At 44.9% G+C, this 13615-nt stretch carries 12 protein-coding genes; 4 read left to right on the forward strand and 8 right to left on the reverse strand.

What is annotated here, in order from left to right; all coding sequences use genetic code 11:
• Positions 1-429: 429 nt before the first annotated feature.
• The 3 genes from GK108_RS07590 to GK108_RS07600 form a co-directional block, all read right to left on the reverse strand.
• A complete protein-coding gene (locus GK108_RS07590; protein ID WP_163945196.1) occupies positions 430-1305 on the reverse strand; it encodes a CHC2 zinc finger domain-containing protein in 876 nt (291 codons plus the stop codon).
• A gap of 351 nt (positions 1306-1656) precedes the next feature.
• A complete protein-coding gene (locus GK108_RS07595) occupies positions 1657-2868 on the reverse strand; it encodes a VapE domain-containing protein (RefSeq protein WP_163945198.1) in 1212 nt (403 codons plus the stop codon).
• Between the two features lie 158 nt (positions 2869-3026).
• Positions 3027-3278: a hypothetical protein gene (locus GK108_RS07600; protein ID WP_163945200.1), complete on the reverse strand. Its 252-nt coding sequence runs from the start codon at positions 3276-3278 to the stop codon at positions 3027-3029.
• 133 nt (positions 3279-3411) lie between these two features.
• Here GK108_RS07600 and GK108_RS07605 point away from each other — a divergent pair, with 133 nt between their 5' ends.
• Positions 3412-3807, forward strand: a complete 396-nt coding sequence (locus tag GK108_RS07605) for a helix-turn-helix domain-containing protein (RefSeq protein ID WP_163945202.1) — start codon at positions 3412-3414, stop codon at positions 3805-3807.
• A gap of 200 nt (positions 3808-4007) precedes the next feature.
• Here the strand turns inward: GK108_RS07605 and GK108_RS07610 are convergent, their stop codons facing one another.
• Together GK108_RS07610 and GK108_RS07615 are read right to left on the reverse strand one after the other, a co-directional pair.
• Entirely contained in the window at positions 4008-5591 is a 1584-nt protein-coding gene (locus GK108_RS07610) for an FG-GAP repeat domain-containing protein (protein WP_163945204.1), read from the reverse strand.
• Between the two features lie 7 nt (positions 5592-5598).
• Complete coding sequence (locus GK108_RS07615; protein ID WP_163945206.1) at positions 5599-6756, reverse strand: glycoside hydrolase family 18 protein; 1158 nt, start codon at positions 6754-6756, stop codon at positions 5599-5601.
• 256 nt (positions 6757-7012) lie between these two features.
• Here GK108_RS07615 and GK108_RS07620 point away from each other — a divergent pair, with 256 nt between their 5' ends.
• The 3 genes from GK108_RS07620 (at position 7013) to GK108_RS07630 (ending at position 10206) form a co-directional block, all read left to right on the forward strand.
• Positions 7013-8224, forward strand: a complete 1212-nt coding sequence (locus GK108_RS07620; protein ID WP_163945209.1) for an ROK family protein — start codon at positions 7013-7015, stop codon at positions 8222-8224.
• 133 nt (positions 8225-8357) lie between these two features.
• Positions 8358-9833, forward strand: a complete 1476-nt coding sequence (locus GK108_RS07625) for a gluconokinase (protein ID WP_163945211.1) — start codon at positions 8358-8360, stop codon at positions 9831-9833.
• A 61-nt stretch (positions 9834-9894) separates the two neighbouring features.
• Positions 9895-10206, forward strand: coding sequence for a hypothetical protein (locus tag GK108_RS07630; RefSeq protein ID WP_163945216.1), 312 nt, complete (start codon positions 9895-9897; stop codon positions 10204-10206).
• A 76-nt stretch (positions 10207-10282) separates the two neighbouring features.
• Here GK108_RS07630 and GK108_RS07635 read toward each other — a convergent pair whose 3' ends face one another.
• The 3 genes from GK108_RS07635 to aat form a co-directional block, all read right to left on the reverse strand.
• Positions 10283-11533, reverse strand: coding sequence for a glutamate-5-semialdehyde dehydrogenase (locus tag GK108_RS07635; protein ID WP_163945219.1), 1251 nt, complete (start codon positions 11531-11533; stop codon positions 10283-10285).
• 75 nt (positions 11534-11608) lie between these two features.
• Positions 11609-12643, reverse strand: coding sequence for a glutamate 5-kinase (gene proB, locus GK108_RS07640; RefSeq protein WP_163945222.1), 1035 nt, complete (start codon positions 12641-12643; stop codon positions 11609-11611).
• Between the two features lie 110 nt (positions 12644-12753).
• Positions 12754-13392 (reverse strand): leucyl/phenylalanyl-tRNA--protein transferase, encoded by a 639-nt coding sequence (aat, locus tag GK108_RS07645; RefSeq protein WP_163945224.1) that lies wholly within the window; start codon positions 13390-13392, stop codon positions 12754-12756.
• Positions 13393-13615: the final 223 nt, after the last annotated feature.

Genomic DNA, 13615 nt, shown 5'->3' on the forward strand with positions numbered 1-13615 from the left:
ATAGTCTTGCTCAGTTTGTTTAATCTGCTTTCGCTGAATTGACAATGCAAGAATAGTATGACTTTTAGTATGTATTTAGGTTTACTAACTTTAACGCACGAAAACAGAGGAAAACAGAAGATGACCCACCTTTACGCATGAAAACACAAAGGCTAGGAGTATATAGTAAGACCGATTTTTTACTAGCTTATGGGGTTACAATGCCCACCTTTGAGAAGTGGATCGAGGACATAAAAGAGCCTATTGGCTGGAAAAAAGGCCAAAAACAGAAGTTCCCGCCTAAGCTGGTACAAATCATATTCGACCATTTAGGGGAACCATAAAAAAGCCCGGCAATTTGCCGGGCAATGATTGTAAGCCTACCTAATAGCCATCCGATTTTTTATACAAAGCCTACCAAAAGCCTGTCAAAAGCCACCTATAAGCCTATTATCTTGCTTTTAGGAACTCGTTAAAATCGTTGTAATGTGAGTATAGATTCGAGCGATCTATAACCGTACACCCGGCGTTTTGAATGTCCTGAACCGCTTTTCTCCCTGCCTTATCGTTATCGAGATAGCAAAACACGCCTACAGCGTTTTGCAATAGGGGTAGGGCTTGCTTTATGTTGCTGGTTGAGTTCAATACAATTGTAGTAGATCGGCTGGCAGGCTTGCCGAAATAGACAAGGGCAGACAGGAAGTTAAAAAATCCCTCAAATACATTTACTGTCTTACTGCCAGTTACTTCAATGGTTGTAATCTCGCTCTTTCCAATCCACGTTTTAAAGCCCGGATTCCGAACCGCCCAACTACCAGCGTCAGTCCGAAAGCCAACGCCAAAATAACGTTTATCCTTACGGGTGTAATGAATCTGACGAACCCACGGTTGAGCATAGGCGTAAGGAATACCACGTTCTTTTTCTACATATTCAATTAGTAAAGGATGCTGTAATGTGCGTACTGCTGTTATTTTAAAGTCAGTATTTTTTATTGCATCGTTCGCAATTTCATAAGGTGAAAATTGCAATGGTTCTGCAATGCTTATAAACCCTTGCAAACGCTTAACTGCATTAACAAATGTTATGCGTTCAATTTTTTGAACAAGCCTAATTACGTCGCCTTTTTCGCCTGTGCTGAAATCGTTAAAAACGTTGTCTCTCTCGTTTACAAAAAACGATGGTGTACGTTCCTGCGATAATGGCGAACAATAGGCATAGTCGTTTATTTCGCTGTTTAATTTATGCACGGGAAATACGCCTTTAGATTGTAAATAGGATGTAATAGGAACGCGCTTTACTTCATCGATTACGGTTTGGGGAATCATAGTTTTTGTTTGAAAGTGTATTTTTCTTTTAGCGGCTAAATACAACTTATTAGGCCGCTAAAAGAAAAGTGACGGTTTGAGAAAAAATAAAAAGTTTTGAAAAGTAGGGTACTACAACTCACTACTTACTACATTTTTACATAACGCATTGGCCCCTAGTCCCTTGTGACCCTTTACCGGCTTTTACTCCCTTACTACATACTACAACCTAAGCCCGAAAATGTAGTAAGTAGTAGTAAGTTTGTAGTAGGTACTATCTAACAGAGTTACTACATATAATACGCTGACTCTCTGTTATGTATGTAGTAAGTAGTAAGTGTAGTAAGTGGATTAGCAGAAAAAAGTATTTTTTCAGAATTGAGGGGTTGTGTCGGCCACTGGCTGACCATCGATATTGAGTAGGTTTTCTTTAAGATAGTAGCCATAAACTGGCATTTGTCCTATTCTCGTCTGTTCCTTTTCTACTCCCATTTTGCGCAAAGCCTTACCTATATTCTCGCTTGTAAGGCGTACCGTGTTACTTGCCAACTGTGTAAGACGTTCAACGAGTTTATAGGGCTGGTAAAATATTCCGCCTTGTTCTTTTTTGCAGGGTGTAAAATATTGCAGTAGCATTTGAAATTCTACAGTATCCCGTCCATAACGTGCGTTGTTATTTTCCGAATGTGCAATTTCTTCATTACTCAATTGTACCGGAAAACCGTTCTTAAACAAGTAATAGGCTTGCGCCCAAACTTTGTTTATGTCAATAGCTTTATAACCTTTCGGCCCTCCCATATCGTGGTTAATATGTAAGACCTCAAAAACTATCCATCGAACATTTCCCGTTTCATCGACAAGGAATTCACGCATATTTGTTGAGCCTACAAAAGAAGCCCGGCGTAACATAATAGAATCCTTTTTGTCGTATGGTAAACGTAATTTAATTTGTGATTCAGAAAAAAACGCTTTTGCTCGGTTTACGTCTTGTTTAGATAAACCTGCTAATTCATCTAGGTTTATCATAAAGTTTTCTGCTAAACTTCTTTTTGAGTCTTTACCCTCAAATTCAATATTCTTTTTAGAATAATTTGCCAATGGTGTTCCTTGAACAAGGTTTTCAAAAAAGTAAGTTTTCCCGTCGTTCTGATTGCTGAAAAACGTAAAACAATGTTTATTGAAAGCAATTTTGTTTAATCCTTGTGCAACCATTCGAACAAGCATTTTCTTGAATTGCCTTACATAAAATTCCTGATCGGTCGTTTTTACGTAATTAGCTAACATACCTATGTAATCATTTTCATTGTCCCATTTTGGTAAGTTTTCAAAGTATTCTAATATCGGGTCAAATTTTGGGACAAAAGACGATTTTAATAAGGCCGCTAATTGCTTGTCAAATCCTGTAAAACCTTCTAATAAAAGTTCTACTTCTAAATCAGATGGGTTTAACGTTTCCCATTCATTTGACTTTTTTAACTTATATTCTAAATCAATAGAAACCGTATTAAAACGGAAGTCGTATTTCTTTTTTAAGTAATCCATGATTAGCAAAAATTTAATTGGTTTATCTCCTGCTTTACTCATAGTGAAATTTTAGGAAAATTCGACGTAAAACGTACTGAACTTTTTATTAGTCGTGTGTTGAAAAAAAAGTCTTAATGCTTCTTGGAAATTATCTGCATTAATATTTACAATTCCTTTAATTCCACGTCGAATAGTGCGATAGTGAAAACGATAGCTTTTCATTGTTCTGTTACGTTATGGGTTTGGTTTTCATATTCTAGTATTTCATCAGCCAGAACAACAATCATAAAGGGAGCCTTACCTATTTTGTCTGTGTACTGCCAAACATCGCGGAACGCCCTCCAATAGTTTGTTTTATCGATTTCCCCGGCTTCTAGTAGTGCCGCTTTGTACTGTAATTGCTTGTGTGCCTTTGCGTTCTTGTAAGCCTGTCCGAGTACGTTTAAGGTTTTGCCTTTTACTGGATTCATAGTTTTTTTTTGTGGGTTGGTTAAACTTTACTATAGATTTACGTTCAAACGTCTAAATATTACGCTTAAGTGTCTGCAACGTTACGTTATGTTGTAATATTTGTCAACTAAAAGTTGTAGAAAATTTATAACTATGGAGCATCACGGAAATAAATTGAGGTCTATTGTAAAGGCTAAAGGATTTAACCTTAGTGAGTTAGCCTTTGATTTTGGCGTAACTAGAGCTGCAATAGATAAGCATATGAAAAGCGAAAGACTTACGCGAAAGGTTTTAAAACAGTATGCGGAAAAGTTAGACTTTTCGTTAGATGACTTTTTTGGAGATGTAATATTGAAGGAGTCGGCAAAGCCAGTGCTATCAGTTGATGACAACCGAACAAGCACAATAGTAAACCAGAATGGTACAACAGTACCGGCAGAAATGCACTGGGAACTACAACGAAAGTATTTTGATCTACAGGAGCGGTATAACGATTTAGTTATACGTTTTTTTCCGAACGCGGTACAACAGGCTATAATTACGGCGTAAATGAGCCTGCTGGTAAACCATATAAGAAATGAGGTTTATTCGACTGTAAAGTCGTACCGCTATTATGTGGAGATTGACGGAGTTTCCGACTATCTCCACTAAGTTGTATGAATCTTATGAAATGGCTGCGCAAAACACTGCGTAGCCATTTTTGTTTGAACTATTCCGAGAGACTTCAGCGCTACAAAAATCATCCCTGCTTACTTAACTGCTCTGCCGGAATTCTTTAACGTATTGCGTAACAATAGAATACCCGTTCCGGGCTTTTGCCACTGCTTCATCAATATGATGTGCCGGGGATCTGTTGGGCGAAAAAAGGACCCTAGCAAAATATCCTCGTCGCCGTCCTGATCCATATCGCCCGAAGTTATGGTTAGCCAGCGTCCACGTTCTGCATGGGCAAAGGTTCGGGGTTGAAACTGTAGATTACCCTGGTTCTCGAAAAAAATAAAACTTTCGTTGGGGGAGTGAGAAAAATCAGGGAAGTGGGCAATAGTGGCAATGTCGTCGTCGCCGTCCTGATCGAAATCCCGAACGATTGTCTGGGTAGCGCCATGCATTGGATAAAACCAGGCCTCCTTAAATCGGAAATTCCCGTCGTTACGAAAGATGCGCAGGCCATGATACGGCTTCAGTACAATTGAATAGTCAGCATTATCGCCGTTCGTGTAAATCAGATCGTCGTCGCCGTCACGATCTATGTCGGCCATTTCGACAGAACTGGAGCCGTAAACCGGCGGGAAGCGCAGGATAGTTTCTTTGCGAAACTGGCCGTTACGTTGGTTATAATAAATGGCAATCTGTTCGTCGCCCTGGGTGAGCAGCGCAATAATGTCTGGCCATTGATCTTTGTTGACATCCTTGATAATAACCGTTCGGGCTCCCGGTAAGCTGTCCAGTAGATGTTCGGTGTATCCGGATGCGGTCTGTTCATGCCAGGTTAATTTGCCAAGATGATGCCCAAACTGAGAGACCACTACGTCCTGCCGACCATCGCGATTCAGGTCGGCCAACGTAGCGTTTACGGGGCGCTGCAGTTTGGTCAACACAGGCGTTGGCGCTGTTGTTGGCTTCATCGACCAATGATTCCAGACACCCGCCTGTCGGTCGTTGGGATTTAGCACGCCAACCGTTAGCAGATTGGCGCTCCCATTGTTATTAAAATGAATGTCAGTGATTGGACTCGTTAAACGGACTGAGTCAAGACGGTTCAGGTTGTGGTCGAGCGCAAAGAGGTTGCTACGTCCGTCGCCCGCCCAGATCCGGTGCGAAACCGAATCATACCGTAGCAACGTAACAAACGCATCGATAGCCGATTTGGAGGGCTGAACATCAAATAAAGGTAGCTTTACGCTGACTGGTTGATGAGTGGGCTGGTTAGGTAACGTAGCAGGCGCTGTTGTTACGTAATAATCGACGATTTTTTGCCAGTCGGCGGGATGTAGGGTAGGCGTTTCGGGGAACGTTTGCGCATTCATCAGGCGCATCATCTCATCCGTATTGCTGATCCGCACATACTCCGTCATGGCATTGTCTGCCTGCCCCATCCGAAGAGCCATCTGGGGCAAAACACCCCGTTTCCAGGTTTCCTTGTCCAGCAGTGAAGGGTCTGGATACTGGTGGCAGCGGCTGCAATAGCTTTGACTAAGCTGCTTACCAGTTAGTTGTGTTTCAAGCGGTAAAGCCCGACTGTTGGTTGCTGCTGTTTCGGACGACGACGATTGGCAAGACACTATTGCTAGTGAACTAATGACAATAGCGCTTGCCAGTCGGAGAGAAAACATGAATGGATTAGTTACGTAGTTCCTTAATGAGTTTATTCAACAGTTTTTGCTGCCGCAGATCATAAATGTATTCCCAGAACATAACACCCGCCAGTCCTTTCGACTTAACGTAATTTACCTTGTGCTCGAAAGATTCTTCGTCGGCGTAAGATATAAACGTACGTGACTGTGGGTTCCATAAATAAGGAGCTTTGGCATCATCATCCCAATAACGGACGAAGCCATTTTTGCTGATGAATTTGTCGGCCAGTTCATCGTAACTGATAAACGAATGCTTTCCGGTAGCTGGCTGGTAAAGACCATTATCGTTGGGCGTTACGTCGGCCCAGCCACGTCCGTAAAAAGGAATGCCCAGCACGATTTTACTGGCTGGGACCCCGGCTTTGATATGCCCATCAACGCCGTCGGCCGAGCTGTTTCTCGATTGATTCCCCTTTTTCGACTGATACAGATTACTATGATGCCCGGTCACTTTATCATTTCCGTGATAAATATCGTACGTCATGATATTAACGTAATCCAGATACCGTTGCGCTTTGCCTAATTCCGTATGGCTGACAAAAGCCGTGTCGACGCCGGTGGCAGTGGTGAGCAGGTAGTGGTTAGCACCCGTACGTTTGTCGATCTTTCCTTGTTTGTCGAGCTGTTCGCGCAGTTCTTTAAAGAGGAGCGTGTAGTTCTGCTTGTCTTCCGGGCGGAAAATATTGTTATCGCCAATCTGGGCTGGGTACTCCCAGTCAATGTCAATCCCGTCGAGCTTATATTTTTTCAGCAGATCGATAGCGCTATTGGCAAATTTCCGGCGGGATGCGTCGGTCAGCGCTGCATCGGAAAAGTATTTGCAGCCACCCCATCCACCGATGGAAATAAGGATTTTCAGGTCCTTGTTGTCGGCTTTTAAGGTCGATAAGGTGATCAGATTCTGACCATCTTTGGCGCTCAGCGGGGCTAGTTCTCCGTTTGCCGCCGGAACAGCAAACGCATAATTTATGTGCGTAAGCTTTTGAGCATCAATCTGGTTTTTTGTCCAGCCGCCACCACTAATATAGCCAATGATGACGGGCTTAGTCGGACCCTTTCCGGATTGAGCGAATGAGAATGTTGAGTTGTTGATGAAGAAGGCAAGAACAATACTGAATGCAACGAGGTGATTTTTGGTTTTCATGCAGGTACAATTAGACTGGCAAGGTACTAACAACCGCTGAATCTAAGAAAGCAGTGTCTGGAAGAGGATAAGGAATGAGCCTAACAAAAAATAATCGGTTAGTTTGACGAGAGAAAAACGAAAAAAAGGAGTATTGAATTTAACTTGTTGTGTTTATAGAGAATACCAGCGTTCTGGTGGAACGTTGGATTCGTGAAATTTAAGCAAATCGGTAGTTGAAGCGTTGATACGTATCAAAGTAATCACGCTGTTTATCATGCAGGATAACGTTGTTCTTTCCGTTATAGATGCCAAGAAAAGTAAGCTGAAGCGGCAGATTATCAGAGAATTATATCGTTCTCAGTCTCGTACTATTTCCCAATTAGCCAATCGGCTGCATACCAGCATTCCATCCACTACGGCCCTGATCGAAGAATTGAGCCTGTCTCACTGGGTGCAGGGTATTGGTACTGGCGTGGCTCAGTTTGGCCGTAAACCGTCGCTGTTTGCTCTCGATGCTACGCAGTATGCTACGGTTGTAGTGGATATCAATATTCATGACACCAAGCTGATGCTCTTTAACCTGGCCAATCAACTGATTTATCGGCTGGATATCGATTTGCGCCTAGACAAGTCGCCCGCGTTTCTGAGAGTCCTGGCTGAGCCGCTGGAGCAGGTGGTGCAGCGAATAAAAAACGATCAGTTGCAAGTTATTGGGGTGGGCGTGTCATTACCCGGATTGGTGAATCCGTGGGAGGCTATCAATCATACGTATCCGAGTCTAAATAGTTCGGAGCAACCACTCGATCAGTTGTTACAGAATCTGTTTGATGCACCGGCCTATCTGATCAACGATACGAAAGCGACGATTTTGGGGGAGCATCGCTTTGGTCTTGCCCAGGGGAAGCGGCACGTACTGTCTATAAACATTGACTGGGGTATTGGATTAGGCGTCATAACAAATGGCGAGATCCTGCAGGGCGCGGCTGGTTTTGCGGGAGAATTAGGGCATATCCAGATGAAAACAGACGGTGAGTTATGTTCGTGTGGAAAAGTCGGCTGTCTGGAAACACTGGCTTCGGCCTCGTCATTGATTCGTCGGGCGAAAGCGGCCCTGGCCGATGGGAAGGCGTCGATGCTTGCCGATGCTGACCCCGACGCCATTGATATTGAGACTATCATTGCCAATGCCAATGCCGGTGATGAGCTGGCTATCGATTTACTGAGTGATGTTGGTAGAGCATTGGGGAAGGCACTGTCGACCACTATTCATCTGTTTAATCCCGAACTGATTATCATCAACGGCGTGCTGGCTAAAGCCGAAAGTGCCATCATCAAACCCATTGAGCTGGCTATCGATACGTACTGCCTGCCCAATTACCGCGATAACCTGACTATTGAATTATCTGAGTTGGGTGAGCTGGCTAAATTTTACGGAACACAAGCCTACGTTATTCAGAACTTACTGGAGCATGAGCTGATACCATAAAACACTACGTAGTGCTACGTTCATTGTTCGCGAACCGGATACAAGTCAAAAAGTATCCGGTTTTTTTATATTAGACGAAGCGACTAACCCGAAAAATATGTTGTTTTGGCGTTTCGAAACCATTTGCTGTTTTATGAATTGTGTGCTCGGAGTCGATATTGGCACCACCAATGTCAAAGTTCTCGCAGTTTCGTCTACCGACTGGGAAATAATTGCTGATACATCGCTACCTGTTCCTACACTATCACCACAGCCGGGCTATGCCGAACAGGACCCTGAGAAAGTCTGGCAGGCCGTTAAGCAAGGAATTAGCGAAGTTACCATTGCGGCAAAGCATAAAAAAGTTACGCTGGAATCGGTGAGCTTCAGTGCTGGTATGCACAGTGTGATGGCTATCGGTGCCGACGGTAAACCATTGACCAACGCTATACTGTGGTCGGATAACCGGGCAGAACCGCAGTCCGATGAGTTGCATACCAGTCAGAAGGAGCTGGGAGATGATATTTATGCCCATACTGGCACGCCCATTCATCCAATGATTCCACTCTGTAAGCTGGCGTGGTTTCGAGCTAATCAACCAGACGTATTGAGCCAGGCGTCAAAATTTGTTTCGTTGAAAGAGTATGTCTGGTGGAAATTGACCGGACGTTATGATATCGATTACTCAATAGCTACGGCAACGGGCTTATTCGATCAGCAGGAAAAAACGTGGTATAAACCTGCGCTGGATGTCGCCGGTGTTCGTTCAGAACAGCTCTCGGAACCTCAGCCAACCACATTTGCCGTTGTGTATGATCCTGAAAAGGAAGGAGTTGCCAGAACGGCTTTACCGGCCGGTATTAATCTGTTTCCGGGTGCGTCGGATGGCTGTCTGGCCAATCTGGGCGCGGGTTGTATTAAACCAGGAATCACAACAATCACGATTGGAACCAGTGGCGCTGTTCGGCAAACCGTCAATAAACCGCAGCGCGATCCGCATGGCCGCCTGTTCTGCTATTATCTGGATGAACGGGATGGTCGGCCGTACTACGTAGTAGGAGGGCCTTCGAACAACGGAGCTAATGTGCTGCAGTGGCTATCCGAAAAGCTAACCCAGCAGGAAACAAAAGCCGTTCTGGCCGAAGCGGAAACCGTTGCCGTGGGGGCTGATGATTTACTGTTCATGCCCTACCTACACGGCGAGCGGGCTCCTCTTTGGGATGCTTCGGCACGGGGAGCCTATCTGAACGTAGATTACCGTCATTCGAGAGCCCATTTTATACGTGCTGCTCTGGAAGGCGTTATGTTCAATCTGCTGAGTATCGAATGTCTACTGGCTAAGCAAACAGGCCCCACCCAAGTGATTCATGCCAATGGCGGTTTTGCCCAGTCTGACTTTTGGGTACAAATGATGGCTGATATATTCGGCGTACCTGTCAAACTGAATGCAAGTAATGAAAGTAGTGCAATGGGAGCCGTTTTACTGGTTTCCGACCTGAAAGCTTCCCTCGAAGACGTAGCGGAAGACGTATTGTTTGGCAAAACGTTTGAGCCAGACCCCGAGCGGCATCAGCAATACAAAGACGTGTTTTCCCGATGGGAAGAGGTACTTAAACGGATGAATGAATAACGTGTTGTTTCCAGTTGGGGCTTAACAACGACTAATAGGTCGAACGTAAACCCTTACAAGTATGGCACTTCGATTTATTCGTGACCGGGTCGTTTTCGATCCAACCCAGGGCCAGATTCAGAATGAGCCCCGCACTGTTAGTTTTCCGAGTCAGGTTCGGTCTGCACAGATTGCCTTAAATGGTTTCGATGTTCGCTACTCGGACGGCGATCATCATATTCTTCGGCAAATTGTCGATATAAGCGATCCGCAGATTAATGGGAATGCCGTGAGTTATACGGTTAGCTTATTATTAAGAGATGGCTCTGGTAACATCGATGACCGTTATCAGGGAACTGTTGACACGTTAGTGATTGCTGATACAGTTGGCTGAGTACCCTTGCATTGAAAACCCGAAACTAGAAACTCTGGTGTAGAGCCTTACGTTTCGGGTTTTCAATGCTTGTTATCTACCAACGTACCTGACCGTCGCCTACTACGATCCATTTTTCGGTCACCAGTTTTTCCAATGCAAATGGGCCGCGTGCATGAAGCTTCTGCGTTGAGATTCCTATTTCGGCACCGAGCCCAAACACGCCCCCATCCGTAAAACGGGTTGAGGCATTGGCGTAAACGGCGGCTGCATCGACTTCTGCCAAAAACTGATCGACAAGCGATTGATTTTGTGATACGATTGCTTCTGAATGGCGCGACGAATAAGTCTGAATGTGTGAAAGGGCTTCATCAAGGCCTGACACTACTTTAACGGCGCACTTATAATCTAAAAATTCCCGGCCAAAATCATCGGGGCTGGCATGTTGCAGTTTTTTGTATCCTGCCTTTTCGAAAATAGCGTAGGACGGTTCGTCGGCGAAAATCTCCACATTCCATTTGGTGAAATCTGCCGTTAACATAGGCAGAAACGTATCAGCAATGGTTTCATCGACCAACACGCAGTCGAGAGAATTGCAGACCGATGGCCGTGAAACGCGGGCATTAACCACAATATTGGCTGCTTTTTGCAGGTCGGCCGATTGCTCAATGTAGGCATGGCATACGCCAGCTCCCGTTTCAATGGTTGGTACGAGCGAATTTTTGCGGACAAACTGAATGAGTGATTCCGAACCACGGGGAATGATAATATCGACGTAACGGGTGGCCGTCAGTAGTTCATTAACCACAGCGCGATCGGGCGGGAGCAGACTTACGGCTGCTTTAGGAACACCAAATTCTTCCAGCACACGCTGAATCAAACTTACCAGGTAGCGATTGGAAAAATCGGCTTCTTTGCCGCCTTTGAGTACGCAGGCATTGCCTGAACGTAAACAAAGCGACGCTACGTCGACCGTAACGTTCGGTCGGGATTCGTAAATAACACCAACAACCCCAAGTGGAACCGCAATTTTTTTGAGTTTCAGGCCCTGCTCGATGGTTCGCTCCAGAATGACTTCGCCGGTCGGGTCAGGCAGAACCGCTACGTCCCGCAAACTTTTCGACAGATCGGCGATACGTGCTTCGGTTAGTTTCAGGCGATCATACTTCGGATCTGACTCAGGCATACGATCCAGATCTTTCTGATTCTCAGCTATAATGTCGGCCGTATGAGCGGTCAGCGTATCGGCCAGCTGATTTAAGAGCGCTGTTTTCTGTTCAGCGCTAAGCCGACGGACGGTAGCTGCTGCTTGTTGCGCATCCTGCAGGAGTGGAGTAATCGGTGTCATAGTAAGAAGCCTGGACGACAACGTCCGGGTATAAACGGGTTCTACTGTATCCAGACGTGGCCGTCCAGGATAGGGCTACAAAAGTACAATATCATTTGCATTTGCGACCTCAACATTTTGCTGGTTAAGCTGTTGGGTCAGATCGGCCGACGAAATACGGGCTCGGGCTACTGCAATCGTAGTTTCCTGGTCATCAATTATTTCGATCATCTCGCCTACCGTAAATTCACCCAAAACGTTACGTACGCCTACCGCCAGTAAACTACGTCGCTGTTGCAACGCCCGTACAGCTCCCCCATCAACGAGTATCTGACCTACGGCCAGACTACCACTGGCCAGCCAGCGATTACGAGCCGAAAGCGTAGTCGGTTGAGGAATAAACTCGGTGCCGATCTCACTTTTCAGGGCTCGATTTACGCTATCAGGCTCGTTTAATCCGAAAATAATGACCCGGATTCCCATGCGTGTTGCCAGTTTGGCAAACGTAAGTTTAGAAGCCATACCGCCTAGCCCTAGTGCTGACTTATCCGTTCGAACAACACCGAATACGTTTTCATCAAACGTAGTAATCTGACGAATGATTTTATTATTGGCATCGAGCAGCCCCCCGACCGAAGTACAGAGCATAAGTGCTTCGGCTCCAAAGCCGACGGCGATCAGCGTAGCAAGTTCGTCGTTGTCCGAAAATTTTAACTCACGATTGCTGACAACATCGTTTTCATTCGCAATCGGTATAATGCCGTTGGCCCACAATTCTTCGTAGGTCTGTTTGAGCTGCAGAAACTGATCGCGATTGGCAAAATGATGCCGTTCGCAAAGGCTCTGGGCAATGGCAATGCCATAAATGGAAAAAAAACGGGAGTACTGATTAAGGAGGAGAAGGTTACCAATGGCGGCAGCCGCTTTGCGCTGGGTAATATCGCCCCGATAATCCTGGATCAGCGATTTACCGGCACCTACTGCCCCCGATGATACCAGGACGATCCGATAATGTGGATGCAGGGCAGCCACTTGCCGGGCTATATCGACCATAACTGGCTCATTCGGTTCGCCGTTAGGTTTTGTTATCGAAGCTGTACCAAATTTAAGTACAAGAACAGGTTTTGACATGGAATACGACGTTTCCGCCTGTGAAATAGTTAACGAGCAGAAAGGCCGCAAAAATAAGCAGAGTAGAGAAGATGTGTACGAGTGAGACGAGTTAAAGCCAAAGAAGTGTGCTACAAAACAGAATCGCCTGCGTGATTTTTGAAAAGATGCTCAATAGTCGGTTCTGTAAAGCGGGCCTTTTTACGTAACGCTGCTTTTAGCTGTTTCATGTAGTCCGGTTTTGGAATTTCAATCGCTCCGTATCGACGAACATTGTCGTTAATAAATTGAGTATCAAGGAGCTGAAACTTTTGCTGACGTAGCGTTATAATTAAATAGTGGAAAGCAACTTTCGACGCATTATCGACCAGATAGAACATCGATTCTCCGAAAAAAGCAGCACCAAGCGATACGCCGTACAAGCCACCAACTAAACGATTATCAATATACGTTTCAATGCTATGCGCTAGCCCCATCCGGTGTAGTTCAGTGTAGGCATCAATGATTTCTTCTGAAATCCAGGTGCTATCAGTTTCGGATCTCGGCAGGGAGCAATAGCGCATAACTTGTTCAAAATTCTCATTGATACGTATGTCGAACTGTTTTTTATTAAGGACAGGACGTAGCGATTTGGCAGGTTTGTAAGTATCAATGGGAATAATAGCCCTAGGATCAGGGGCGTACCAGTAGAGTGTACCGTCCGAATCGGCCATCGGAAAAATACCGTTAATGTATCCGTATATCAGGTCGTCGGCGGTTAGCTTATTCATGAAAGTCGGAATGCCTTTTCGACAAATATAAAAAAATATAGAGAAGGTGTGCAGTATAGATTTTAGCGAGTTAGCGAAGCTTTCCAACTTTGTAAGAATTCAACCATAGGCCTGTGAACGTACATCGTTTCTGGTTGTAAACGAGCCGCATAGTTTGTTCGGAAGAAACCAGCACTCTATCTTTCCGTCTTATTGACGTATATATATTGTATTACAACATAGG

The sequence above is a fragment of the Spirosoma terrae genome (genome assembly GCF_010435915.1).
In the GTDB taxonomy this organism is placed as follows: domain Bacteria; phylum Bacteroidota; class Bacteroidia; order Cytophagales; family Spirosomataceae; genus Spirosoma; species Spirosoma terrae.

What these genes read in the sequence shown, in the direction of transcription:
- GK108_RS07620 (WP_163945209.1), top strand. Translation starts at nt 7,013, where the DNA reads ATGCAGGATAACGTTGTTCTTTCCGTTATAGATGCCAAGAAAAGTAAG.
- proB (WP_163945222.1), bottom strand. Translation starts at nt 12,643, where the DNA reads ATGTCAAAACCTGTTCTTGTACTTAAATTTGGTACAGCTTCGATAACA.
- GK108_RS07625 (WP_163945211.1), top strand. Translation starts at nt 8,358, where the DNA reads ATGAATTGTGTGCTCGGAGTCGATATTGGCACCACCAATGTCAAAGTT.
- GK108_RS07600 (WP_163945200.1), bottom strand. Translation starts at nt 3,278, where the DNA reads ATGAATCCAGTAAAAGGCAAAACCTTAAACGTACTCGGACAGGCTTAC.
- aat (WP_163945224.1), bottom strand. Translation starts at nt 13,392, where the DNA reads ATGAATAAGCTAACCGCCGACGACCTGATATACGGATACATTAACGGT.
- GK108_RS07615 (WP_163945206.1), bottom strand. Translation starts at nt 6,756, where the DNA reads ATGAAAACCAAAAATCACCTCGTTGCATTCAGTATTGTTCTTGCCTTC.
- GK108_RS07590 (WP_163945196.1), bottom strand. Translation starts at nt 1,305, where the DNA reads ATGATTCCCCAAACCGTAATCGATGAAGTAAAGCGCGTTCCTATTACA.
- GK108_RS07595 (WP_163945198.1), bottom strand. Translation starts at nt 2,868, where the DNA reads ATGAGTAAAGCAGGAGATAAACCAATTAAATTTTTGCTAATCATGGAT.
- GK108_RS07610 (WP_163945204.1), bottom strand. Translation starts at nt 5,591, where the DNA reads ATGTTTTCTCTCCGACTGGCAAGCGCTATTGTCATTAGTTCACTAGCA.
- GK108_RS07630 (WP_163945216.1), top strand. Translation starts at nt 9,895, where the DNA reads ATGGCACTTCGATTTATTCGTGACCGGGTCGTTTTCGATCCAACCCAG.
- GK108_RS07605 (WP_163945202.1), top strand. Translation starts at nt 3,412, where the DNA reads ATGGAGCATCACGGAAATAAATTGAGGTCTATTGTAAAGGCTAAAGGA.
- GK108_RS07635 (WP_163945219.1), bottom strand. Translation starts at nt 11,533, where the DNA reads ATGACACCGATTACTCCACTCCTGCAGGATGCGCAACAAGCAGCAGCT.